Annotated in this window: 20 protein-coding genes; 19 read left to right on the forward strand and 1 reads right to left on the reverse strand. The window is 59.2% G+C overall.

Translation table 11 applies throughout. From position 1 onward, the window contains the following. The first annotated feature begins 3 nt into the window (after positions 1–3). The 16 genes from cysD to rpoS all read left to right on the forward strand — a co-directional run bounded on the left by cysD (position 4) and on the right by rpoS (position 16,420). On the forward strand, positions 4–912 hold the full coding sequence (cysD, locus tag C1N56_RS04300) for a sulfate adenylyltransferase subunit CysD (protein WP_021507354.1): 909 nt from the start codon (positions 4–6) through the stop codon (positions 910–912). 10 nt (positions 913–922) lie between these two features. Further along, positions 923–2,350, forward strand: coding sequence for a sulfate adenylyltransferase subunit CysN (gene cysN, locus C1N56_RS04305; protein ID WP_058759743.1), 1,428 nt, complete (start codon positions 923–925; stop codon positions 2,348–2,350). After that, entirely contained in the window at positions 2,350–2,955 is a 606-nt protein-coding gene (gene cysC / locus C1N56_RS04310; protein WP_371221500.1) for an adenylyl-sulfate kinase, read from the forward strand. Before cysN ends, cysC begins: the two co-directional genes overlap by 1 nt. A gap of 54 nt (positions 2,956–3,009) precedes the next feature. Then, complete coding sequence (locus C1N56_RS04315; protein WP_021507351.1) at positions 3,010–3,330, forward strand: DUF3561 family protein; 321 nt, start codon at positions 3,010–3,012, stop codon at positions 3,328–3,330. Between the two features lie 170 nt (positions 3,331–3,500). Then, entirely contained in the window at positions 3,501–3,818 is a 318-nt protein-coding gene (gene ftsB, locus C1N56_RS04320) for a cell division protein FtsB (RefSeq protein WP_021507350.1), read from the forward strand. A 3-nt stretch (positions 3,819–3,821) separates the two neighbouring features. Then, a complete protein-coding gene (gene ispD, locus C1N56_RS04325) occupies positions 3,822–4,538 on the forward strand; it encodes a 2-C-methyl-D-erythritol 4-phosphate cytidylyltransferase (protein WP_021507349.1) in 717 nt (238 codons plus the stop codon). Beyond that, positions 4,538–5,020: a 2-C-methyl-D-erythritol 2,4-cyclodiphosphate synthase gene (gene ispF / locus C1N56_RS04330; RefSeq protein WP_394517449.1), complete on the forward strand. Its 483-nt coding sequence runs from the start codon at positions 4,538–4,540 to the stop codon at positions 5,018–5,020. The genes ispD and ispF overlap by 1 nt, the downstream gene beginning before the upstream one ends. Next, a complete protein-coding gene (gene truD, locus C1N56_RS04335) occupies positions 5,017–6,060 on the forward strand; it encodes a tRNA pseudouridine(13) synthase TruD (protein WP_394517164.1) in 1,044 nt (347 codons plus the stop codon). The genes ispF and truD overlap by 4 nt, the downstream gene beginning before the upstream one ends. Before the next feature lie 15 nt (positions 6,061–6,075). Further along, a complete protein-coding gene (locus C1N56_RS04340) occupies positions 6,076–7,119 on the forward strand; it encodes a LacI family DNA-binding transcriptional regulator (RefSeq protein ID WP_394517165.1) in 1,044 nt (347 codons plus the stop codon). 158 nt (positions 7,120–7,277) lie between these two features. Then, on the forward strand, positions 7,278–8,348 hold the full coding sequence (locus C1N56_RS04345) for an SIS domain-containing protein (protein WP_059010921.1): 1,071 nt from the start codon (positions 7,278–7,280) through the stop codon (positions 8,346–8,348). Positions 8,349–8,378: 30 nt separating this feature from the next. Beyond that, entirely contained in the window at positions 8,379–9,746 is a 1,368-nt protein-coding gene (locus C1N56_RS04350) for a PTS transporter subunit EIIC (protein WP_394517166.1), read from the forward strand. Positions 9,747–9,825: 79 nt separating this feature from the next. Continuing rightward, entirely contained in the window at positions 9,826–11,217 is a 1,392-nt protein-coding gene (locus C1N56_RS04355) for an OprD family outer membrane porin (protein ID WP_058775998.1), read from the forward strand. A gap of 11 nt (positions 11,218–11,228) precedes the next feature. Further along, positions 11,229–13,073, forward strand: coding sequence for a glycoside hydrolase family 9 protein (locus C1N56_RS04360; protein WP_394517167.1), 1,845 nt, complete (start codon positions 11,229–11,231; stop codon positions 13,071–13,073). Between the two features lie 385 nt (positions 13,074–13,458). After that, positions 13,459–14,085 carry a protein-L-isoaspartate(D-aspartate) O-methyltransferase gene (locus C1N56_RS04365; protein ID WP_021507341.1) on the forward strand — a complete coding sequence of 209 codons (627 nt, stop codon included), beginning with the start codon at positions 13,459–13,461 and terminating at the stop codon, positions 14,083–14,085. A gap of 166 nt (positions 14,086–14,251) precedes the next feature. Next, positions 14,252–15,376 carry a murein hydrolase activator NlpD gene (gene nlpD / locus C1N56_RS04370; RefSeq protein WP_058776000.1) on the forward strand — a complete coding sequence of 375 codons (1,125 nt, stop codon included), beginning with the start codon at positions 14,252–14,254 and terminating at the stop codon, positions 15,374–15,376. A 51-nt stretch (positions 15,377–15,427) separates the two neighbouring features. Next, positions 15,428–16,420 carry an RNA polymerase sigma factor RpoS gene (gene rpoS, locus C1N56_RS04375; RefSeq protein WP_021507339.1) on the forward strand — a complete coding sequence of 331 codons (993 nt, stop codon included), beginning with the start codon at positions 15,428–15,430 and terminating at the stop codon, positions 16,418–16,420. 95 nt (positions 16,421–16,515) lie between these two features. Here rpoS and mutS read toward each other — a convergent pair whose 3' ends face one another. Further along, entirely contained in the window at positions 16,516–19,059 is a 2,544-nt protein-coding gene (gene mutS / locus C1N56_RS04380; RefSeq protein ID WP_262265115.1) for a DNA mismatch repair protein MutS, read from the reverse strand. A gap of 471 nt (positions 19,060–19,530) precedes the next feature. On the opposite strand from mutS, the gene mltB reads away from it, so the two are divergent. The 3 genes from mltB to tam all read left to right on the forward strand — a co-directional run bounded on the left by mltB (position 19,531) and on the right by tam (position 22,025). Then, complete coding sequence (gene mltB, locus C1N56_RS04385; protein ID WP_127834480.1) at positions 19,531–20,613, forward strand: lytic murein transglycosylase B; 1,083 nt, start codon at positions 19,531–19,533, stop codon at positions 20,611–20,613. Positions 20,614–20,699: 86 nt separating this feature from the next. Then, positions 20,700–21,035, forward strand: a complete 336-nt coding sequence (locus tag C1N56_RS04390; RefSeq protein WP_021507336.1) for a zinc ribbon domain-containing protein YjdM — start codon at positions 20,700–20,702, stop codon at positions 21,033–21,035. A 213-nt stretch (positions 21,036–21,248) separates the two neighbouring features. Further along, on the forward strand, positions 21,249–22,025 hold the full coding sequence (gene tam / locus C1N56_RS04395) for a trans-aconitate 2-methyltransferase (RefSeq protein ID WP_394517168.1): 777 nt from the start codon (positions 21,249–21,251) through the stop codon (positions 22,023–22,025). Positions 22,026–22,093: the final 68 nt, after the last annotated feature.

A 22,093-nucleotide genomic window follows, 5' to 3' on the forward strand; every position in this document is an offset into this window, starting at 1 on the left:
ATTATGGACCAAAATCGTCTCACTCATCTGCGCCAGCTGGAGGCAGAGAGTATCCATATCATCCGCGAGGTGGCGGCCGAGTTCAGCAACCCGGTGATGATGTACTCCATCGGTAAAGACTCCTCGGTAATGCTGCATCTGGCGCGCAAAGCCTTCTATCCGGGCACGCTGCCGTTTCCGCTGCTGCACGTTGATACCGGCTGGAAATTCCGTGAAATGTACGAGTTCCGCGATCGCACCGTGAAAGCGATGGGCGCAGAGCTGCTGGTGCACCGTAACCCGGAAGGCGTGGCGATGGGTATCAACCCGTTCGTGCACGGCAGCGCCAAACACACCGACATCATGAAAACCGAGGGCCTGAAGCAGGCGCTGAACAAATACGGTTTTGATGCGGCGTTCGGTGGCGCACGCCGTGACGAAGAGAAGTCGCGCGCCAAAGAGCGTATCTATTCGTTCCGCGATCGTTTCCATCGCTGGGATCCGAAAAACCAGCGTCCGGAGCTGTGGCACAACTACAATGGCCAGATCAACAAAGGCGAAAGCATTCGCGTGTTCCCGCTCTCCAACTGGACCGAGCTGGATATCTGGCAGTACATCTTCCTGGAAAACATCGAAATCGTGCCGCTGTACCTGGCTGCACCGCGCCCGGTACTGGAGCGCGACGGCATGCTGATGATGATTGATGACGATCGTATCAACCTGCAGCCGGGAGAAGTGATTAAGCAGCGTATGGTGCGTTTCCGTACCCTCGGCTGCTGGCCGCTGACCGGCGCGGTGGAATCCGAGGCGCAGACGCTGCCGGAAATCATTGAAGAGATGCTGGTCTCCACCACCAGTGAACGTCAGGGGCGCGTGATTGACCGCGACCAGGCCGGTTCGATGGAACTGAAAAAACGTCAGGGTTATTTCTAAGGAGACGCCGATGAATACCGTTATTGCCCAACAGATTGCCGAGCAGGGCGGCGTTGAAGCCTGGCTGACCGCGCAACAACACAAAAGCCTGCTGCGTTTCCTCACCTGCGGCAGCGTCGACGATGGCAAAAGTACGCTGATTGGCCGTCTGCTGCACGATACGCGCCAGATTTATGAAGATCAGCTGTCGTCGCTGCACAATGACAGCAAACGCCACGGCACCCAGGGCGAGAAACTCGATCTGGCGCTGCTGGTTGATGGCCTGCAGGCCGAGCGCGAGCAGGGCATCACTATCGATGTGGCCTATCGCTATTTCTCCACCGAGAAGCGCAAGTTCATCATCGCCGACACGCCGGGGCACGAGCAGTACACCCGCAACATGGCGACCGGTGCCTCAACCTGCGATCTGGCGATCCTGCTGATCGATGCGCGCAAAGGCGTGCTGGATCAGACCCGTCGCCACAGCTTTATTGCCACGCTGCTGGGCATCAAACATCTGGTGGTGGCGATCAACAAGATGGATCTGGTGGCGTACAGCCAGGAGACCTTCGAGCAGATCAAACAGGATTACCTCGATTTTGCCGCGCAGCTGCCGGACGATCTTGATATCCGCTTTGTGCCGATGTCGGCGCTGGAAGGCGATAACGTCGCCACCCCGAGCGTAACCATGCCGTGGTACAGCGGCCCGACGCTGCTCGACGTGCTGGAGACGGTAGAGCTTAAGCGCGTGGTCGACACGCAGCCGATGCGCTTCCCGGTGCAGTATGTTAACCGGCCGAACCTCGACTTCCGTGGCTATGCCGGTACGCTGGCGTCGGGCGTAGTCAGCGTCGGCCAGCGGGTGAAAGTGCTGCCGTCCGGCGTGGAATCCAGCGTTGCGCGTATCGTCACCTTTGACGGCGACCTGCAGCAGGCGGCCGCCGGTGAGGCGATTACCCTGGTGCTGAACGATGAGATCGACATCAGCCGTGGCGATCTGCTGGTGGATGCCGCAGCAGATTTGCAGGCGGTGCAGTCCGCGACCGTCGACGTGGTGTGGATGGCGGAGCAGCCGCTGCAGCCGGGACAAAGCTATGAAGTGAAAATTGCCGGCAAGAAAGCGCGTGGCCGCATCGAAAAGATTCTCCATCAGGTGGAGATCAATACGCTGGAAAAACGCGCGGTCGACAGCCTGCCGCTCAACGGCATCGGTCTGGTAGAAGTGACGTTTGATGAACCGATGGTGCTGGATGCTTACCAGCAGAACCCGGTGACCGGCGGCATGATCTTTATCGATCGCCTGAGCAACGTGACCGTCGGTGCCGGCATGATCCATCAGCCGCTGAGCGCCGCGCGCAGTCAGGCTGGCCAGTACAGTGATTTCGAGCTGGAGCTGAACGCGCTGGTGCGCCGTCACTTCCCGCACTGGAACGCGCGCGACCTGCTGGGCGGTCAGTAATGGCGCAGCACGACGAAAACGTGGTGTGGCATGACCACCCGGTCACTCGCACTGAACGCGAACAGCAGCACGGCCATCGTGGCGTGGTGCTGTGGTTTACCGGGCTCTCAGGCTCGGGTAAATCCACCGTGGCCGGTGCGCTGGAGCAGGCGCTGCACCGGCTGGGCGTCAGCACCTATCTGCTGGACGGCGACAATGTGCGTCACGGCCTGTGCCGCGATCTCGGTTTCAGCGATGAAGACCGCAAAGAGAATATCCGGCGCGTGGGCGAAGTGGCGAAACTGATGGTGGATGCCGGACTGGTGGTGCTGACGGCGTTCATCTCGCCGCACCGTGCCGAGCGCCAGATGGTGCGCGATCTGCTCGGTGACGGGCAGTTTATCGAGGTGTTCGTCGATACGCCGCTGGCGGTGTGCGAAGCGCGCGATCCGAAAGGCTTGTATAAAAAAGCCCGTGCCGGCGAGCTACGTAACTTCACCGGTATCGACAGCGTTTACGAGGCGCCGGACGCGCCGGAAATCCAGCTGGATGGTGAACAATTGGTTACAAAACTGACCGGCCAATTGTTAGACCTGCTGCGCCACCACGATATCATCAGATCCTGAACCGACAGCGGCAAATCTCACGGTTTGCCGCGCTTTAGCGTCAACAGGATCTCTATGCAGAACGTTACCCCCATGCTGGCACGCAAAGATGAACGCACCCCGGATGAGCCACGCTCATCGTTGCCGGGCGGCGTGATCGGCTTTCTCTCGTACTGGTGTGCGCTGGGCATCCCGTTTCTGCTGTACGGCTCTAACACGCTGTTTTTCTTTCTCTACACCTGGCCTTTTTTCCTCGCGCTGCTGCCGGTTTCGGTGCTGATTGGCATCGTGCTCAGCCTGATGCTGCGTGGCCGGCTTTGGTGGAGCGGTCTGATTACCGCCCTGGTGGTGGTGTGCCTGTTCTGGCTGCTGTTCTCCTTTCTCTCCGGCTGGTAATCCGGCGCTGATGTGCAAACGCATCGGCAGGTTACAAAACTTTACCTGCCGTCCGGCGCTTTCTCCGTCATTATTTGTCCAGACAAATCTGCTTGCGCGCCATTTTCGCTGCCGCAGTGGAGTCCGGCGTCAAGTTATGGGATGATTGAGCCGTTTTTCAGGGGGCGGGGATGGGAAAACTGACGTTACTGCTGCTCGTGCTGCTGGGATGGTTGCAATACTCTCTGTGGCTGGGCAAGAACGGTATCCATGATTACACGCGCGTCAGCGAAGACGTGGCGTCACAACAGGCGAATAACGCCAAACTCAAAGCGCGTAACGATCAGCTGTTTGCCGAAATTGACGATCTCAATGGCGGTTCAGAGGCGATTGAGGAACGCGCACGCAGCGAGCTGGGCATGATCAGGCCTGGCGAGACTTTCTATCGTCTGGTGCCAGACCAAAACAAACGTAATGCGCAACAAGCGGCGCAGAATCAACAACGATAAACCATGAATCAGCTCTCTTCCTCTGCGGATGTGATTGCCGTGGTGCCGGCTGCCGGTATCGGCAGCCGCATGCAGGCCGCCTGTCCGAAGCAGTATCTCACCATCGGTCCGTTAACCCTGCTCGAGCACAGCGTGGCGCGCCTGCTGGCGCATCCGGCGGTAAAGCAGGTGGTGGTGCCAGTCAGCCCGGATGACGGCTGGTTCGATAGCCTGCCGCTGGCGCAGGATGCCCGCGTGCTGCGCGTCACCGGTGGCGAAACCCGCGCCGAGTCGGTGCTGGCCGGATTACAGACCATCCGCCACAGCGCCTGGGTGCTGGTGCACGACGCGGCGCGTCCGTGCCTGCATCCCGATGATTTAGCGCGTTTGCTGGCGGTGCGTGAGCACAGCAAAGTCGGCGCGATTCTGGCGGCACCGGTGCGCGACACCATGAAGCGCGCGGAGCCCGGCAAAGGTGCCATTGCGCATACCGTTGAACGCGATGACTTATGGCATGCGCTGACGCCGCAGTTTTTCCCGCATGCGCTGCTGACCGCCTGCCTGACGCGCGCGCTCAATGAAGGCGCGACCATCACCGATGAAGCCTCGGCACTGGAATATTGCGGTTATCATCCTGAGCTGGTCAGCGGACGCAGCGACAATATTAAGGTAACGCGGCCGGAAGATCTGGCGCTGGCGGCCTTCTATCTCACTCAGATTCAGTTAAAGGAGCACGCATGATGCGTATCGGTCACGGTTTTGACGTGCACGCGTTTGGCGGCGAAGGCCCGCTGGTGATTGGCGGGGTGCGTATTCCCTTCGAACAGGGCTTTATTGCGCATTCCGACGGCGATGTGGCGCTGCATGCGCTGACCGACGCGCTGCTGGGCGCGGTGGCGATGGGCGACATCGGCAAACTGTTCCCGGACACCGATCCGGCATTCAAAGGCGCCGACAGCCGCGGTTTGCTGCGCGAAGCCTGGCGTCGCATCCAGCAGAAGGGCTACCACATCGGCAACGTCGATGTCACCATCATCGCTCAGGCACCGAAAATGCTGCCGCACGTGCCGCAGATGCGCGTCAACATCGCCGAAGATCTCGGTTGCCACATGGATGATGTCAACGTCAAAGCCACCACCACCGAGAAGCTGGGCTTCACCGGTCGCGGTGAAGGCATTGCCTGCGAAGCCGTGGCGCTGCTGGTGAAGGCCGATCGGGCATGAGTGAGCTGCTCTACCTGCACGGCGTGCCCGCTGCTACCGGGGTGATCAAAGCCAGTCCCGAAGATTTCGTGGTGATTGAAGATCTCGGCTATCCCTATGATGGCGAAGGCGAGCAGCTGCTGGTGCGCATCCGCAAAATTGGCTGCAACACGCGTTTTGTCGCCGAAGCGATCGCCAAATTTCTCGGCGTACATCAGCGCGATCTCAGCTATGCCGGCATGAAAGATCGCCACGCGGTCACCGAGCAGACGCTGTGCTTCCGCGTGCCGGGCACGGCGATGCCCAACCTTGCCGGCTTCAAGCTGGAAGGCGTGGAGATCCTGCAGGTGATTCGCCACAAGCGTAAACTGCGCACCGGCGCGCTGGCGGGCAATGCGTTTCGTCTGGTGGTACGTCAGGTGTCCGATCGCGCGCAGGTGGAATCGCGGCTGCAGCGGATTCAGCAGCAGGGCGTGCCCAACTACTTTGGCGAACAGCGCTTTGGCCGCGGCGGCAATAACCTGACGCAGGCGCGGCTGTGGGCAAACGAGAAATTCCGTCCACGCGACCGCAGTATGAAAGGCATTCTGCTGTCGGCGGCGCGCAGCCAGCTGTTCAATCAGCTGACCAGCGCGCGCCTGCAGCGTGACGGTGCGCTGGATCGCGTGCAGCCCGGCGATGCGCTGCAGCTCAGCGGGCGCGGCAGCTGGTTTGTTGCCCAGGCGGACGAGTTACCTGCGCTGCAGCAGCGTGTGGATAACCACGAGCTGCGCATTACCGCACCGCTGGCCGGGCGCGGCGAGCCGGGCACCCAGGGCGAAACGCTGGCGTTTGAACAGCAGCAACTGGCGGGCGCGGCCGATCTGCTGGGTCTGCTGGAGCGTGAACGCGTTGATGCCGCGCGGCGCGCCATGCTGGTGGTGCCGAAAGATCTGCAGTGGAACTGGTGGGATGACGTCACGCTCGAGCTGCAGTTCTGGCTGCCGGCCGGCAGTTTTGCCACCAGCGTAGTGCGTGAGCTGCTGAGCAACGGCGCAGCGGCCCCGCTCGGCGACGAATAAGCGAACCCGGCGACGATGAGCAAAAATCTCACCATCAAGGATATTGCCGTACTCGCCGGTGTGTCGATCACTACCGTCTCGCGCGTGCTTAACAAGCATGCGTGGGTGTCGGAAAAAACCCGCACGCGGGTGGAGCAGGTGATCGCCGAGCATCAGTTCAGCCCCAACCTGATGGCGCGCGGCATGATATCGCGCCAGAGCTATACGCTCGCGGTGATCGTCTCTGACATCACTAACCCTTACTTCGTCACGCTGGTGGCGCAGATTCAGCAGGCCTGTCTGGCCATCGGTTACAAAATCACCCTGTACGATACCCAGTCGGCCAACCGTAGCCCTCAGCACGACGATGACGAAAGCGCGATTTTTCAGTCGATTATCGATAGCCAGATCGATGGGGTGATCGTGCTCGGCGGCCACAGCGACTATGCGCCGATTCCGGCCAACTACCTGACGCTGCTGGAATCGCTGATGGACAAAATGGCGGTAGTGGTGGTGGGGCAGCCGCATCCTGCTGGCCGCTGGCCGTGCGTGATGCGCGACCAGCAGCACTGCGTCGGACTGGCGGTAAATCACCTGCTGGCGCGCGGCCTGCGCGATATCGCGTTTATTGGCGGTTCGCGCAAAGTGTGGGTGACGCGCGAGCGCGTCAGTCATTTCCACGCCACGCTGCAGCAGGCCGGCATTACGCCGCGCGACAGCTGGATCTGCCTGAATAACTTCTATCCTGAACACGGCTATCAGGCGATTGATACGCTGTGGCAGCAGGCTGAGCAACCGCAGGCGCTGGTGGCAATCAACGATCGCGTGGCGATGGGCGCGATCCGCGCGCTACGCGATCGCGGCATTAATGTGCCTGAGCAGGTCGCGGTCATCAGCTGCGAGCGCTTCCCCGGCAGCGAGTATTTTATCCCGCGCCTGACCAGCGTCGATCACCAGAATCCACAACTGGGGCAAAACATTATCACCATGATGATGGCGCAGCTGGACGGCAGCTTAAGCCCGCACGCGCGCTGCAGCGCACCGCTAAAGCCGGTATTGATCCCCGGCGAATCCGCCTGATCTTCTCCCCTTAAACGTTCTACTTGCTTTCGTTGCGCTTTGTTAGCGCGATCGCAATTTCACGATCCTCACGTTGACTTAATATGCGCCATTAAATAAGTTGGCGCACAACCTGAAAACGTTTTCAGGTTGGCGGGAAAACAGTTTAAGGAGCGGTAATGAAACCCACCATGATGACCTACATCCACCAGCAACCCGAGGTGCTGAGCCATCTGCTGGCGTGCTATCCGCAGGGATTACCGGTGCTGGGCAAGGCAAAAACAGTGCTGATTCTGGCCACCGGCTCCAGCATCAACGCCGCGCTCAGCGCCAAATATTACGTTGAGCAACTGACCGGCGTACGCATCAGCGTGCAGGAGCCGTTCCATTTTCAGCACTACGAGCAGTGGGATCCGGCGACCGATCTGGTGATCGCGATTTCACAGAGCGGCGAGAGCACTTCGACGCTGGCGGCGATTGACGCGCTGAAAAAACAGCACGGCGTGGCAACCTGGGGCATCACCAGCAAAATCACCAGTCCGCTGGCGCAGGCGGTGGATCACGCCGTAGACATCATGAACGGCGAAGAGCGCGTCGGGTATGTCACTAAAGGCTATGTCGCCACGATCCTGACGCTGATGCTGATTGGCGTGCACAGCGCGCGCCACAGCGGTCGCCTCAGCGCAGAACAGGAGCAGCAGGCGCTGGCGCAACTGCAGCGCGGCGTCGACGCGATTCCGGACATCATCGCCCGCACCGAGCGCTTCTGGCAGCGCTGGCAGGACGATCTTACTGCGGCGCCACGCTTTATCTCGATTGGCTTTGGTCCGGCGATTGGCGTGATCAAAGAGATGGAGACCAAATTCAGCGAAACGGTGCGCGTGCCGTCGCAGGGCATTGAACTGGAAGCGTTCATGCACGGCCCCTATTTCGAAATCAATCCGCAGCACCGGCTGTTCTTTATCGATGTCGAGGCGCCGGTGCGCGAACGCCTGCAGCTGCTGCGCCAGTATGAGCAGCGCGTGACGCCGCACGTCTGGAGTCTGTGTCTCGGGGAGAGCGATGATGCGCGCACGCTGGCGCTCGGCGTGGAGGTCAGCGAATGGATAGCGCCGCTGCTGATGGTGATTCCGTTCCAGATCCTCGCGCATCACATCGCTGAAGCCAAAGGCAACAATCTGCCGCAGCGCATATTTACTGATTTTGGCGTGGCGATGAAGAGCAAAACCAAACCGGGTGATTACGACTAACGCCGGGCGCGAGCCATAAGGATAACAACAATGAAACTCGATTACGTGAAGCTGGCGCAGGCCATCAGGGAACAGGTCGGCGGCGACGATAATATCAGCCATATTTCACACTGCGCCACGCGACTGCGGCTGACGATAAACGATCTGGCCAGTGTCGATATGCCGGCCATCAGTAGCCTGCCGGGCGTCATCCGCGTGGTGAACGCGTCCGGACAGCTGCAGATTGTGGTCGGGCCGCAGGTCGAACAGCTGTATCAGGCGATGCAGCAGGGCGCAGCGCCGGTGGCCGAGCCGGTGAAGCCCGGCAAAGACGAGCGCGGCGTTGCGGGCAAAATGCTGGCCACGCTGGGCGCTATCTTCACGCCCTACATTGGCGTACTGGCCGGCATCGGGGTGATCAAAGGCATCATGGTGCTGCTGCAGACGCAGGGCTGGGTGGCGGACGATGACCTGCTGTTCGCCATGTTCAACGCGCTGGCCAGCGGCGTGTTTGTCTTTCTGCCGCTGTTTATTGCGGTTACCGCGGCAGACCGTTTCGGTGCCAGCCGTTTCACCGCGCTGGCGCTGACGGCGGCGATGGTGTTTCCGCTCACCCAGCCGGATCTGCCGGCGCACTTTGCGCTGTTCGGCCTGAGCATCAGCCTGAAGATTTACGGCGGCGCGGTGATTCCGGCGATTCTGGCGGTACTGCTGCTGAGCAAGGTTGAGCGCCAACTGAAACAGTGGATCCCCGAGGTGGCAGCGCTGGTGTTTGTGCCGTGCCTGTCGCTGCTGATTTGCGGTTTTGTGGTGTTCACGGTGATTGGCCCGCTGGCAGATTACGTTGGCGTCGGCATCGCCAGCGGCTACAGCTGGCTCTATCAGCTTAGCCCGATGATCTCCGGCGCGCTGCTGGCGGGCATAGGTCAGCTGTTCGTGGTGTTTGGCGTCCACTGGGGCATCATCCCGCTGGCGCTGATCAATATTCAGGTGCAGGGCTATGACACCATCATGGCGATGTTTATGTCGGCGGTGATGGGGCAGTTTGGCGCGGTTACCGGCGCGATCTTCATCGCCCGCAGCCTGCGCGACCGGCAGATTGCAATCTCGGCGTCGCTGTCAGCGTTCTTTGGCATCACCGAACCGGCGCTGTACGGCGTCAATCTCAAGTACCGCATGCTGTTTATCTTCGGCTGCATCGGCGCGGCGCTCGGCGGTGGCATCACCGGGCTGCTGCAGGTGAAAACCTACAGTTTCCTGCCGGTGCTGAACGTGTTTGAACTCGGCCTGTTCGAAGGCCCTGAGTCGAAGATGATCTATGAAGTGGCGGCAATTGCCGTGGCTTTCCTCACCCCATTCATTCTGACGCTGATTTACGGCCGCTGGACGCTGCGCAGCGTGAATAAAACCGGCGCCTGATGCGCTGATTCGTTAACACCAAAACAGGGAAATCGCATGCGGCTGCTTCGCAGGGCCGCGTGCACCTTAAGGAAAGGTCATGAACACATTCACCAGGAGAAACAAGGCAGCGCTGCTGCCGCTGGCCACCCTGATGCTGGGCGCGGCACCGCCGGCGCTGGCGGAAGGATTTGTTGAAGACAGCACGCTGGAGGGCACCGTCTATTACTGGCAGCGCCACCGTGAGCGTAAAGATCTCGATCCGCACAGCGCGCACTATCAGCACTATCAGACCAACCTGCATCACAGCACGCTGACCGGCGCGCTCGATTATCAGTCCGGCTATCTGGCCGATACCGTAGGCATTGATGTGGCGGCCTTCGCCACCTGGGATCTGTTTGAAGGCAGCCCGGCGCATCCCAACGAGATCAGCTTCAGTCACGGGCCTTCGATGTGGGAAGACCGTGGCGTCGGCGAACGTAACGGGCTGGATCTCTACCGTGCCGCGCTGAAACTCAAAGCCGGCGACTACTGGCTGCGGGCCGGTTATATCCAGCCGAGCGGTCAGACGCTGCTTGGCACCCAATGGGGATTTCTGCCCGGCACCTACCAGGGCGTGGAAGTCGGGGCGGTCTATGACTATGGCGCTGCCGGCGCGCTGTCGCTGTCGTGGATGGGCGCCAACAAGTACAAAGCACCGTGGTATCGCAAAATGTACGAGTTTCGCGAAATCGACCGGCAAACACGCATTCCTTATCTGCACTCGCTGGGCGCGAAGTATGACTTCAAAAACGGCAACACGCTGGAGCTGGCGTGGGGGGAATCTCCGCATTATCTCGACAAATATTTCGCCAAAGCGGCACGCCAGACCACGCTGTGGGATAACCCGTTCAGCGTCAGCTGGCAGTTCTACGGCTCACAGGATCGTACCGGTCGCCATGATGTTTACGATGAGTTTGCCTGGCAGCAGGGCCTGACGCTGGCGTACCAGTGGGATCGCTACCAGTTCCGGCTCGAGGGCAGCGCGGTACACGCACCGGGTAAACAGGGTTACTACACCGTGGCGATGACGCCGATCTATCCCAACTCCGCGGGCCGCATCGATATGTGGTGGGATTCGCGCTCTGACTTCAACGCCGACGGCGAAAAAGCGCTGTTTGCAGGCCTGATGATCGATCTCAGCGACATCGTCTGGCCGGGCGTCAGCATCGGTGGCTCGTTCGCCTGGGGCTGGGACGGTAAACCGGCGCGCGGCGGCGACTGGTCGCAGCAGCAGCGCCTGACGGAAACCGCCATCAATGGCGATCTGGTGTGGCAGGTGCAGTCCGGCTGGGCCAAAGACACGGTATTTAAGCTGCATCTCACCGCCTACAACAATCATAGCGATAACCCCAGCTGGGGCGGCGGCTATGGCAACGTTTTCCAGGATGAAAAGGACGTCAAATTCATGATGATTGCCCCTTTTAGCCTGTTCAATCACTCACGACACTAAGGATGATGACCATGAGGATTCGCTTCTCCGCGCTGACCGCAGCGCTGTTACTGGCCGGGCTGGCGCACGCCGAAACCCATGTTTTAATCAATCAGGTCGGCTACGATGTTGCCGCGCCGAAAAACGCCATCGTACAACTGACCGGCGACTCGCGCGCTAAACCGCCGGTGAAATTTACCCTGCTGGATAATGAGACCAATAAAGCGGTGCTGAGCGGCACGCTGCAGCCGCAGGGTGATGTGCCGGGCTGGGGAGATCGCACCTTCTATCGTGCCGATTTCTCCGGCTGGCAAACGCCGGGCCGTTACGTGCTGCAAACTACCAGCAGCGACGGCGATGTGCGCTCCGGGCCGTTCATTATTGGTGCCGATCTGCTTGAGCGCTATACGCTGTCCGATGTAATTGCTTACTTCAAAAGCCAGCGCGTCACCGGCCTGTTCGATAAGGCGGACCGCAAACTGCCGCTGCCACCAGGCACCGGCAGCGGTACGGTTGACGTCCACGGCGGCTGGTATGACGCCACCGGCGATTACGGCGTGCACCTGTCGCACCAGAATCTGACCTCTTATTTCAATCCGCAGCAGGCGCCGCTGGTGGCGTGGAGTTTATTGCGCGGTTATCAAAATCTCGGGGCGCGTGATAACCCGAACTTTGACGAGTATCGCCGGCGCATGCTCGACGAAGGGCTGTACGGTGCCGATTTCCTGGTGCGCATGAAGCGGCCGGGTGAATCCTTCTTCCAGGCGATCTCGTCGCCGGGCAAAGAGAAGCTGGCTCAGGACCGGGTGATCGCCAATCCCAACTGGCGCACGCAGATCAAAGAGAAGGAGTCCGATTCCACCATTGTTGAAGAGGAGGCGGTCGGCCCGCTGGCGTGGCAGGCCAGCTTCCGCTCCGGTGCCGGCATGTCAATTGCCGCGCTGGCGCTGGCCAGCACCATGGAGAATGACGGCAACTTCACGCGGCAGCAATATCTGCAAACCGCAGAAGATGCCTTTGCCTTCCTGCAGAAAAATAACCTGCGCATGGTGAACGACGGTAAAGAGAACATCGTGGATGATTACACCGCGCTACTGGCCGCTACCGAACTGTATCGTGCCTCGCAAAAAGCGGTCTATCTGGCTGCGGCGCAGCAGCGCGCGGAGAGCCTGATGGCGCGACTGACGTCGCTGGATAACTGGCATGACTACTGGCGTGCCGACGGCGAAAAACGTCCGTTCTTCCATCCGTCCGATGCCGGTCTGCCGGTGATTGCGCTGCTGGAGTACGCGCGTATCGCGCCGCAGGCGCAGCAGGCGAACATCCGCCAGACGATAAAACGCTCGCTGGGCTTTGAGCTGGCGGTGACTAAAGAGAGCAATAACCCGTTTGGCTATGCGCGCCAGCTGATTCAGCTGAAAGACGGCGTGAAGCGCACCAGCTTCTTCTTCCCGCACGACAGCGAAGCTGCGCCGTGGTGGCAGGGCGAAAACGCGCGTATCGCCTCGCTGGCCGCCGCCGCCCGTCAGGCGATGCCGCTGTTCGCGGACGATAAAGCCTTTACGCAGCAGCTGCAGAGCTATGCCTGGGATCAGCTCAACTGGATCCTCGGTCATAATCCGTACGACGTCAGCATGCTGACCGGCAGCGGCTATCGCCACATCAGCTATCTGTTCTTCAACTCGTGGAAATACACCACGCTGCCGGGCGGTATCGTTAACGGCATCACCGGCGCGTCGAATCAGGTGGCGGACGGCATCGCCTTTGATGAAGGTTATGCGGTCACACGGAAGGATGACGACTGGCGCTGGGCGGAAGGCTGGCTGCCGCACTCGGCCTGGTATCTGTATGCGGTGAGCTTACCGGATCGTCACTGAGGTGATAAATCAGCCCGGCTTTTCGCCGGGCTTTTTACTGGGTGCCATTGCGTTTGACTGCTTATTGTTGCGACAACTGCCGACGGTTGCGTGATTTACGCCTACCACTTCCCGCGCCTCACCGCTAGAATGCAAACATCCTTGTGCCGCCAGCGCAGGACCGCTTGCGCCGCTGAAGGCGCAAAACGGGCGCGGCGGTCGGTGGACCGGTTAATGAAAAAGGTCAGAATCAGATGCGGATACGGCTCAGCAACGATGATGGAATTCAGACTCCCGGCATTGGCGTGTTCCCTGGCGTGAAGACATTACGACAGGTTGATCCTGGCGCCGGCGCGGCGCGGAAGAGGGCAGGCGACGGGCTGTACCAGGCTGAGGTGAATCCGGCATGGTAAACCGGCGCATCGAAACGCTTCTGGCCCAACTGCGCACGCAGGGTATTCACGATGAGCATCTGCTGAAAGCCATCGCTGATGTCCCGCGAGAACGCTTTATCGACGAGGCTTTTGAACATAAAGCCTGGGAAAATGTGGCGCTGCCAATTGGCAACGGCCAGACCATTTCTCAGCCTTATATGGTGGCGCGCATGACGGCGCTGCTGGAGCTGAACCCGACCTCGCGCGTGCTGGAAATTGGCACCGGTTCGGGTTATCAGACCGCCATTCTCGCGCATCTGGTTAACCACGTTTACTCGGTTGAACGCATCAAAGGGCTGCAGTGGCAGGCGAAACGCCGCCTGAAGCAGCTCGATCTGCATAACATTTCCACACGCCACGGCGACGGCTGGCAGGGCTGGGCCGCGCGGGGGCCGTTTGATGCCATTATTGTGACTGCCGCACCGCCAGAAATTCCGACTGCGCTGATAGCGCAACTGGGAGAAGGCGGCAAAATGGTGCTGCCGGTGGGTGAGGACCAGCAGGTACTTAAGCGCCTGCGTCGTCAGGGTGGTGAAATCATTGAAGAAACGATTGAGCCGGTGCGCTTTGTGCCGCTGGTTCAGGGCGATCTGGCATAAAGCCATCTTACGTATTTCTTCACAATCGTTACATGGCATGGCGCAGTTGATATTGTTACTATCCTTGTTAATCAATGCGAAAGCGCGTTTTTGACGGCACAGATAGTGAATCATGCGGTCAACGTCGACACACAGTTTTATCCAGGATTGCCATCACGGGGGATCAATGAGCACGGGAAGCACAGTATTTCAATTACGCCGTCTGGCGGCACTTTCACTGGTCGGTTTTTGGCTGGCAGGCTGTAGCTCTGGCGACAACACACAAGCCCCCATCAGCCAGATTGGCAGCAACAGCGGCGATAGCGGTATGGCTGCTGCTCCCACCACAGGCGGCGGCATGATCGCCGCGCAGAACAGCACCGTGCCGGCGATGCCGCGTGGTGGAATGTTAAGCGGTGGTACACCATCAGCCGCGCCTGCGGGTGGAATGGTTAGTGGCAATAATAATGTGACCACCGAAAATGGTCGTATTGTGTACAATCGCAATTATGGGAATATTCCTAAAGGCAGCTACGGCGGTGAAACCTACACCGTTAAGCGAGGCGATACGCTGTTCTATATTGCCTGGATTACCGGCAATGATTTCCGCGATCTGGCACAGCGCAATAATATCGCGGCGCCCTATAGCCTGAGCGCCGGGCAGACGTTACAGGTGGGTAACGGTAACGGTCAGACCATCACCGGTGGTAACGCGATAACCGCAGCGGATGCCACGCAGGGCGGCGTTCCGGTGGCATCGAATCAGACGCAAATTAAATCCACCCCTGTTGCACAGCAACCTGTTATTACGTATTCTGATGATTCGGGTTCGACAGGCGGGAAAATGCTGCCGTCGAAAGGGGCAAATAATGTGGCAACGACCACAGCTCCGGTTACCGCACCGCCCACAGTTAGCAGCACAACTAATAGCACAACACCAGTGGGAAGCTGGCGTTGGCCGACTGATGGGAAGATCATCGATAACTTCTCCGCTGCGGAAGGCGGAAACAAAGGGATCGATATCGCCGGGTCGCGTGGACAACCTGTCGTCGCCACTGCATCAGGAAGAGTGGTATACGCAGGCAACGCGCTCCGCGGGTACGGTAATTTAATCATCATCAAACACAACGATGATTACCTGAGTGCCTACGCCCACAACGATACCATGCTGGTCCGGGAACAACAGGAAGTTAAGGCGGGGCAAAAAATCGCTACCATGGGTAGCACCGGAACCAGTTCAGTAAGATTGCACTTTGAAATTCGTTACAAGGGGAAATCCGTAAACCCGTTGCGTTATTTACCGCAGCGATAATCCGGCAGAACCTTAGGTGTTCTGCCCTTGGATCACGGGTAGGAGCCGCTTATGAGCCAGAATACGCTGAAAGTTAATGAGTTACACGATGATGCGGAATTCGAGGAGAACGGAGCTGAGGTTTTTGATGAGAAGGCTCTCGTTGAGAACGAACCTGGTGATAATGAAGTAGCTGAAGAAGAGTTGCTGTCACAGGGTGCGACGCAACGCGTTCTGGATGCGACGCAGCTTTACCTCGGCGAGATTGGTTATTCACCACTGTTAACGGCGGAAGAAGAGGTGTTCTTCGCCCGTCGCGCATTACGCGGTGACATTCCTTCTCGTCGTCGCATGATCGAAAGTAACTTACGCCTGGTGGTAAAGATTGCCCGTCGTTATAGCAATCGTGGTCTGGCGCTGCTGGATCTGATTGAAGAGGGTAATCTCGGCCTGATTCGCGCCGTAGAGAAGTTTGACCCGGAACGCGGGTTCCGCTTCTCAACCTATGCCACCTGGTGGATTCGTCAGACCATTGAACGGGCTATCATGAACCAAACCCGTACTATTCGTCTGCCGATTCACATTGTTAAAGAACTGAACGTTTACCTGCGTACCGCGCGTGAACTGTCGCACAAGCTGGACCATGAGCCGAGTGCGGAAGAGATCGCCGAGCAGCTGGACAAGCCAGTTGATGACGTAAGCCGTATGTTGCGTCTCAACGAGCGCATTACGTCGGTTGATACGCCGTTAGGCGGTGATTCCGAGAAAGCGCTGCTGGATATCCTGGCCGATGAGAAAGACAACGGTCCGGAAGACACCACGCAGGACGATGATATGAAACAGAGCATCGTTAAGTGGTTGTTTGAACTCAATGCCAAGCAGCGTGAAGTGCTGGCGCGTCGTTTCGGCCTGTTAGGCTATGAAGCGGCAACGCTGGAAGATGTGGGCCGCGAAATCGGTTTAACCCGTGAGCGTGTCCGTCAGATTCAGGTTGAAGGTCTGCGTCGTCTGCGCGAAATTCTGCAGACGCAGGGTCTGAATATCGAAGCACTGTTCCGCGAATAAGCCGTAGCTGGCAATAAAAACGGTGACCACAAGGTCACCGTTTTTTTATGTCTGACATTCAGGTCGGCGCGCGCCGTGCACGCGCCGGTGGCAGGTTACATCAGGGTTTTCAGACGGTAAATCCACTCCAGCGCCTGTTTGGGCGTCAGGCTGTCCGGGTCGAGCGCTTCCAGCGCCTCCACTGCCGGCGAGGTTTCCGCCACCAGCAGCGGCAGCTGTGAGCCTTCCACCGTTGAGCCGGCAGAACTGCCCGACAGCGCTTCCAGCTCTTTTAGCTTGTGGCGCGCACGCTTAATCACCTCTTTTGGCACACCGGCCAGTGCTGCTACGGCCAGGCCGTAGCTCTTGCTCGCGGCGCCATCCTGCACGCTGTGCATAAAGGCGATGGTGTCACCGTGTTCCACCGCATCAAGATGCACATTCACCACGCCTTCCATTTTCTCCGGCAGGGTCGTGAGCTCGAAGTAGTGGGTAGCAAACAGCGTCATGGCTTTGATGCGATTCGCCAGGCTTTCGGCACAGGCCCAGGCGAGCGACAGGCCATCATAAGTGGACGTCCCGCGGCCGATTTCGTCCATCAGCACCAGGCTGTTTTCGGTGGCGTTATGCAGAATGTTGGCGGTCTCGGTCATCTCGACCATAAAGGTAGAGCGACCGGAGGCGAGATCGTCGGCGGCACCGACACGGGTAAAGATGCGATCGATGGGGCCGATCACCGTCTCTTCCGCTGGCACATAGCTGCCGATCCAGGCCATCAGTGCAATCAGGGCCGTCTGCCGCATGTAAGTACTCTTACCGCCCATGTTGGGGCCGGTAATGATCAGCATGCGACGCTGCATTGAGAGCGACAGCGGGTTGGCAATGAACGGCTCTTTCAGCACCTGTTCCACCACCGGATGGCGACCGGCGGTGATGCGAATCCCGGCTTTCTCCTGCAGCACCGGGCGGCAGTAGTTGAGCGTCCAGGCGCGTTCGGCCAGGTTGGCCAGTACGTCCAGTTCTGCCAGCGCCGCGGCGCTCTGCTGCAGCGCGTCGAGGTGCGGCAGCAGGCGATCGAACAGCTCGTCATACAGGCTCTTTTCCAGCGCCAGCGCTTTGCCTTTCGACGTGAGAACCTTGTCTTCGTACTCTTTCAGTTCGGGAATGATATAGCGCTCAGCATTTTTCAGCGTCTGGCGGCGGACGTAATGGATAGGCACCAGATGGCTCTGTCCGCGGCTGACCTGAATGTAATAGCCGTGCACAGCGTTGAAGCCAACCTTCAGCGTATCCAGCCCCAGTTTTTCGCGCTCGCGAATCTCCAGGCGGTCAAGATAGTCGCTGGCGCCGTCGGCCAGCGCGCGCCACTCGTCCAGCTCGGCGTTATAGCCGGGCGCGATAACACCACCGTCGCGCACCAGCACCGGCGGCGATTCGATAATGGCGCTTTCCAGCAGTTCGCGCAGTTCGCTGAAATCCCCCATCCGATCGCGCAGCGCGTTGAGATGGGGCGCGGCCACGTCCGCTAACTGGGTATTGAGTTCTGGTAATTGCTGGAAGGCATGACGCATGCGTGCCAGATCGCGTGGACGTGCGGTGCGCAGCGCCAGACGCGCCAGAATACGCTCCAGATCGCCCACCTGGCGCAGCACCGGTTGCAGTTCTTCGCTCAGCGACTGCAGTTCGGCAATTGATTCCTGGCGGCGCGTGATGGTGGCCACGTCGCGCAGCGGCATATGCAGCCAGCGCTTCAGCATGCGGCTACCCATCGGCGTGACGGTTTTATCCAGCACCGCCGCGAGCGTATTTTCGCTGCCGCCCGCCAGATTCTGGGTGATTTCCAGATTGCGCCGGGTGGCCGCATCCATGATGACACTGTCCTGCTGGCGCTCCATACTCAGCGAACGGATATGCGGCAGCGAGGTGCGCTGCGTATCTTTCACATACTGCAGCAGACAGCCCGCCGCGCGCAGCGCCAGATGCGCCTGCTCGACGCCAAAGCCGCTGAGATCGCGCGTGCCAAACTGCAGGTTTAACTGCTGACGTGCGGTGTCGATTTCGAATTCCCACAGCGGACGCCGCCGCAGCCCGCGGCGCTGATCGATCAGCGTCATGGCCTGCAAATCCTCTGGATAGAGCAACTCTGCCGGATTGGTGCGCTGCAGTTCAGCCGCCATGGTCTCGACATCGCCCGGCTCGCTAAGGCGGAAACGCCCGGAGCTGATATCCAGCGTGGCATAGCCAAAACCGCGCTGGCTCTGGAAGATGGCTGCCAGCAGGTTATCCTGGCGCTCCTGCAGTAACGCTTCATCACTGATGGTGCCGGGCGTTACAATGCGCACCACTTTACGCTCAACCGGACCTTTGCTGAGTGCCGGATCGCCAATCTGCTCGCAGATCGCCACCGATTCGCCCAGCTGCACCAGCTTCGCCAGATAGCCCTCAACGGCATGATAGGGCACGCCGGCCATCGGGATCGGTTCACCGGCGGACGCACCGCGCTTAGTCAGCGAGATCTCCAGCAGCTGCGATGCGCGTCTGGCATCGTCGTAGAACAGCTCATAGAAATCGCCCATGCGATAAAACAGCAGGATGTCAGGATGATCGGCCTTCAGGCGCAGGTATTGCTGCATCATGGGGGTGTGGCCACTGAAGTCCATTTGCTCTGCTCCTTTCATCTCATTCTCACTCAGGATTCACTCTTTTGATTTCCGCTGGCTGGACAGGGGCAGCCGGGGATGGATGGTTATCACACTGGCGGATAACGAAAGGGCAGATGTTAGCATTTTTGCGCAGCCCGCTTCATCCGCCAGCCGATGTTTCTGGCTGGCGACCTTATCAAATTGCGACAGGCGGTAAAAAGCAAATTTTACGCGGCGGGGAAAACTGTGGAGCCAGCACGCAAATTCGGCGCTTAGCGCGGCCGGGCGCTGCCGCTGCCGCGCTACAGGTGAGTGTCAGTTCGGTCAGTGCACCCCTTACCTCTGCGGCGTTTTCATTACCTGAGCAGAGATATGGCTGGTCATAACTGCAGAATCACCACGGGCGTAAATTTACGACATTGCTCTGTAAGTCGCTTCGTTGAACGATTACCATGAGCATTCGTGTTTCATCTGGCTTATGGATATCCGATGCGTTTTAAGGTTGCTCTTCTTCCGCTTATTTGTTTGCTTGCTGCCTGCAGCAGTAAGCCTGCCCCTCAGCAGCAATCCGCCGTTGTGCCTGCACCGAAAGGAGGGTTTTTACTGGAACCTTCTCACGCCATTCAGCCGATGTTTGGCGACTTTGCCGGTAATCCGGCGGCAGAACAATTTATCGATCAGATGGTGGCGAAGCACGGTTTCAACCGCGACCAGCTGCATGCGGTCATTGGCCAGGCGAAGCGACTGGATTACGTGCTGCGCCTGATGGATCAGCAGGCGCCGAGCTATACGCCGCCGACCGGGCCGAACGGCGCGTGGATTCGCTATCGCAATAAATTCATCACCCCGGATAACGTGCAGAACGGCGTCGCCTTCTGGAATCAATATCAGGATGCGCTGCAGCGCGCCCAGCAGGTGTATGGCGTACCGCCGGAGATCATCGTCGGGATTATCGGGGTGGAAACACGCTGGGGGCGGGTGATGGGCAAAACCCGTCTGCTGGATGCGCTGGCGACGCTCTCGTTTAGCTATCCGCGCCGTGCCGCTTACTTCAGCAGCGAGCTGGAAACCTTCCTGCTGATGGCGCGCACCGAGCAGGACGATCCGCTGGATCTGCGCGGCTCTTTCGCCGGTGCCATGGGCTACGGCCAGTTTATGCCGTCCTCCTATAAGCAGTATGCGGTCGATTTTAACGGCGACGGCCATATCAATCTGTGGGATCCGGTGGATGCCATCGGCAGCGTTGCCAACTACTTTAAAGCGCACGGCTGGCGTTCCGGTGAAAACGTCGCCGTGCCCGCCAGCGGTCAGGCACCGGCGCTGGAGAACGGTTTCAAAACCTCTTATTCAGTGAATACGCTGGCTGCCAGCGGTCTGGCACCGCAGGGTTCGCTGGATGGCAACAGCCAGGTCAGCCTGCTGCGGCTGGATCTCGGCACCAGCTATCAATACTGGTACGGTCTGCCTAATTTCTACGTGATTACGCGCTACAACCACAGCACGCACTATGCCATGGCGGTATGGCAGCTGGGGCAGGCGGTCGCCCAGGCGCGTCAGGGCAACATGCTTTAATCCTGTCCTTATAAAGTATGAGGGTATAAGATGGCGCCCGTTTTGCGGTGCCTTCTTCATCGCATACCGACCACTGAGGAATATGTATGACGACTTTACCTGCCTGCCCGGCCTGCCAGGCAGATTACACCTGGCAGGAGGGTGAAAACCTGAACTGCCCCTCCTGCGGCCATATCTGGTCCGCCAGCGCGGATGACAGCAGCGAAGGGCTGGTGGTGCGCGATGCCAACGGTAACCTGCTGGCAGATGGCGATAGCGTAACCGTAGTGAAAGATCTCAAGGTGAAAGGCAGCTCTTCCACCCTGAAAATCGGCACTAAAGTGAAAAGCATCCGTCTGGTTGAAGGTGACCACAATATCGATTGCAAAATCGACGGCTTCGGTCCGATGAAACTCAAATCTGAGTTTGTGAAAAAGAACTAATTGCAGGACGGCCATGCGCCGTCCTGTTGCTTTTCCCCGCAGGATGCGGAAGTAATGACACCCGCGCCCGTGCGCGCTATCACCACGCCTGAGCCTGCAGCACCTGACTCCGCTGCGCCATCCACACTTTTACGGCAACCGCACTTTTCTCTTCGCGCCTCGCGCAGCAAAACAGGTAGTGTGTGACTCTTCCACACAGACAGGAGCGTTGCTATGCAAGACTGGAATCCCCAGCTGTATCGTCAGTTTGAATCTGAGCGTACGCGTCCGGCACAGGAGTTGCTGGCGCGTATTCCCGTCAACGAGGTGCGCTTTGCTACGGACCTGGGATGTGGCCCGGGCAACAGCACGGAACTGCTGGCGCAGGCCTGGCCGCAGGCGCACATCACCGGCATCGACAGCTCTGAGGCGATGCTGGAACAGGCGCGGCAACGCCTGCCGGACTGTGATTTTCTTCAGGCCGATATCCGCAGCTGGCAGCCTGAGCAGCCGCAACAGGTCATTTATGCCAACGCGTCACTGCAATGGCTGACCGACCACGAAACCTTGTTGCCGCATCTGGTAAACCAGCTGGCACCGGGCGGTGCACTGGCGGTGCAAATGCCGGATAACCTGCAGGAGCCGTCGCATCGTCTGATGCGTGAGGTAGCCGCCAGCTCACGCTGGCAGGGGCATATTTCGCCTCAGGCGGCAGAGCGCAAACGCCTGCTGAGCAGCGATCGCTACTATGATTTATTAGGCGATGCAGGCTGTCAGGTCGATATCTGGCGCACCACTTACTATCATCCGATGGCGGATGCGCAGGCGATCATCAGCTGGCTGCGTGCCACCGGGTTGCGTCCATTCCTTGCCGCGCTGGATGAGGCGCAGCAGGCGGACTTTTTACACGACTATCATCAGGCGCTGCTGCCCGCTTACCCGACGCGCAGTAATGGACAGGTTTTGCTGGCCTTCCCGCGTTTATTTATGGTGGCGGTGAAAACGCGCTGACCCTGCCGGAACGCAGTGCGCAAAATGCGACGGCGGCGGTTGAAAAGGGCTTGTCGCCGCACCATTTA

The organism is Pantoea sp. SGAir0175, from assembly GCF_043547855.1.

What these genes read in the sequence shown, in the direction of transcription:
- cysD (WP_021507354.1), top strand. Translation starts at nt 4, where the DNA reads ATGGACCAAAATCGTCTCACTCATCTGCGCCAGCTGGAGGCAGAGAGT.
- cysN (WP_058759743.1), top strand. Translation starts at nt 923, where the DNA reads ATGAATACCGTTATTGCCCAACAGATTGCCGAGCAGGGCGGCGTTGAA.
- cysC (WP_371221500.1), top strand. Translation starts at nt 2,350, where the DNA reads ATGGCGCAGCACGACGAAAACGTGGTGTGGCATGACCACCCGGTCACT.
- C1N56_RS04315 (WP_021507351.1), top strand. Translation starts at nt 3,010, where the DNA reads ATGCAGAACGTTACCCCCATGCTGGCACGCAAAGATGAACGCACCCCG.
- ftsB (WP_021507350.1), top strand. Translation starts at nt 3,501, where the DNA reads ATGGGAAAACTGACGTTACTGCTGCTCGTGCTGCTGGGATGGTTGCAA.
- ispD (WP_021507349.1), top strand. Translation starts at nt 3,822, where the DNA reads ATGAATCAGCTCTCTTCCTCTGCGGATGTGATTGCCGTGGTGCCGGCT.
- ispF (WP_394517449.1), top strand. Translation starts at nt 4,538, where the DNA reads ATGCGTATCGGTCACGGTTTTGACGTGCACGCGTTTGGCGGCGAAGGC.
- truD (WP_394517164.1), top strand. Translation starts at nt 5,017, where the DNA reads ATGAGTGAGCTGCTCTACCTGCACGGCGTGCCCGCTGCTACCGGGGTG.
- C1N56_RS04340 (WP_394517165.1), top strand. Translation starts at nt 6,076, where the DNA reads ATGAGCAAAAATCTCACCATCAAGGATATTGCCGTACTCGCCGGTGTG.
- C1N56_RS04345 (WP_059010921.1), top strand. Translation starts at nt 7,278, where the DNA reads ATGAAACCCACCATGATGACCTACATCCACCAGCAACCCGAGGTGCTG.
- C1N56_RS04350 (WP_394517166.1), top strand. Translation starts at nt 8,379, where the DNA reads ATGAAACTCGATTACGTGAAGCTGGCGCAGGCCATCAGGGAACAGGTC.
- C1N56_RS04355 (WP_058775998.1), top strand. Translation starts at nt 9,826, where the DNA reads ATGAACACATTCACCAGGAGAAACAAGGCAGCGCTGCTGCCGCTGGCC.
- C1N56_RS04360 (WP_394517167.1), top strand. Translation starts at nt 11,229, where the DNA reads ATGAGGATTCGCTTCTCCGCGCTGACCGCAGCGCTGTTACTGGCCGGG.
- C1N56_RS04365 (WP_021507341.1), top strand. Translation starts at nt 13,459, where the DNA reads ATGGTAAACCGGCGCATCGAAACGCTTCTGGCCCAACTGCGCACGCAG.
- nlpD (WP_058776000.1), top strand. Translation starts at nt 14,252, where the DNA reads ATGAGCACGGGAAGCACAGTATTTCAATTACGCCGTCTGGCGGCACTT.
- rpoS (WP_021507339.1), top strand. Translation starts at nt 15,428, where the DNA reads ATGAGCCAGAATACGCTGAAAGTTAATGAGTTACACGATGATGCGGAA.
- mutS (WP_262265115.1), bottom strand. Translation starts at nt 19,059, where the DNA reads ATGGACTTCAGTGGCCACACCCCCATGATGCAGCAATACCTGCGCCTG.
- mltB (WP_127834480.1), top strand. Translation starts at nt 19,531, where the DNA reads ATGCGTTTTAAGGTTGCTCTTCTTCCGCTTATTTGTTTGCTTGCTGCC.
- C1N56_RS04390 (WP_021507336.1), top strand. Translation starts at nt 20,700, where the DNA reads ATGACGACTTTACCTGCCTGCCCGGCCTGCCAGGCAGATTACACCTGG.
- tam (WP_394517168.1), top strand. Translation starts at nt 21,249, where the DNA reads ATGCAAGACTGGAATCCCCAGCTGTATCGTCAGTTTGAATCTGAGCGT.